Source organism: Mesorhizobium sp. M8A.F.Ca.ET.021.01.1.1 (genome assembly GCF_003998025.1).
Taxonomy (GTDB): Bacteria; Pseudomonadota; Alphaproteobacteria; order Rhizobiales; family Rhizobiaceae; genus Mesorhizobium.
In genome coordinates, this window is sequence record NZ_RZSJ01000869.1 from 1 (window position 1) to 1,672 (window position 1,672).

General features: G+C 63.8%; 1 protein-coding gene. It reads left to right on the plus strand.

Going from position 1 to position 1,672, the window contains the following annotated elements:
• Window positions 1–101: 101 nt before the first annotated feature.
• Window positions 102–1,672: PHP domain-containing protein (locus tag EOA36_RS34910; RefSeq protein WP_127281188.1), on the plus strand; the 1,571-nt coding region annotated here is incomplete at its 3' end.

Genomic DNA, 1,672 nt, shown 5'->3' on the forward strand with positions numbered 1-1,672 from the left:
GTGGAGGACGAGTCCGGCGAGCGCTTCTGGATCTACCGCGCCGGTGACGGCGAGGATCGCGAGACCGGCTCGCACAAATGGTTCCTGCACGGGGTCTTCGCATGACCACCCCGCGCTATGCCGAATTGCAGGTGACCAGCCATTTCTCGTTCCTGCGCGGCGCCAGCTCTTGCGTTGAGCTGTTCGCGCAGGCGGCGGCGCTCGGCATTGAGGCCTTGGCTGTAGTCGACCGAAATTCTCTAGCCGGCATTGTGCGGGCACATCAGGCCGCCAAGGACACCGGCGTCAGGCTCGTCGTCGGCTGTCGCCTCGATCTCGTCGACGGCATGTCCCTGCTCGTCTATCCCACCGATCGGGCCGCCTATTCGCGTCTGTGCCGGCTGCTGACCCTCGGCAAGAAACGCGGCGGCAAGGCCCAATGCCATCTCGAATGGAGCGACCTGGCCGACTATGCCGAGGGCCTGATCGCCGTTCTCGTTCCCGATCGGGCTGACGACAACTGCGCGATGCAACTGCGTCGCCTGCGGGAGACCTTCAGCGATCGCGCCTATCTGGCCCTCACCTTGCGTCGCCGACCCAATGACCAGGTCCGGCTGCACGAACTCGCAAACCTTGCCGTCCAAATGAGGGTGCCGACGGTGGTGACGAACGACGCTCTGTTTCACGAGCCCGGCCGGCGCATCCTCCAGGACGTAGTGACCGCCATTCGCCACAACATCACCATCGACGAGTTGGGGTTTCGGCGCGAGCGCCACGCCGACCGCTATCTCAAGCCGCCCGAGGAGATGGAACGCCTGTTTTCGCGCTATCCGGAGGCGCTTGCGCGTACGGTCGAGATTGCCCGGCAGTGCCGCTTCTCGCTCGACGAACTCGCCTACCAGTATCCCGAGGAAAAGATGCTGCCCGGGCTGACGGCGCAGCAGGCGCTCGAAAAGCTCACCTGGGAAGGCGCGGAGCGCCGCTATCCCGAGGGCGTCCCCGACAAGGTGGTGGCTGTCATCAAGCATGAACTGCGCCTGATCGAGATCCTGCAATACGCCCCATACTTCCTGACCGTGAACGCCATCGTGCAGTTCGCGCGCAGCAGGGACATCCTGTGCCAGGGCAGAGGGTCGGCAGCGAACTCCGCCGTGTGCTACGTGCTTGGCATCACCAGCATCGATCCCGAGCGCAACAATCTCCTTTTCGAGCGCTTTGTCTCGCAGGAGCGCAACGAGCCCCCGGATATCGATGTCGTTTTCGAGCATGAGCGGCGCGAAATCGTCATGCAGTGGGTCTATGAGACCTATGGCCGCGACCACAGTGCCCTCTGCTCGACCGTGGTGCGCTATCACACCAAAGGTGCGGTCCGCGACATTGGCAAGGCTCTCGGCCTGCCCGAGGACGTCACCAAGTTGCTCTCGCCCCAGGTCTGGGGCCACGGCGAAGGCATCGACGAGACGCGCGCTCGAGAGCTCAATTTCAACGTGGCCGATCGGAGGCTGCGGCTGACGCTCGAACTGGCGCAACAGCTCGAGGGCACGCCCCCGCATCTGTCACAGCATCCCGGCGGCTTCGTTCTGACCAATGACCGGCTCGACGACTTGGTGCCGATCGAGCCCGCCCGCATGGCCGATCGCCAGGTCATCGAGTGGGACAAGGACGACATCGACATTCTCAAATTCATGAAGGT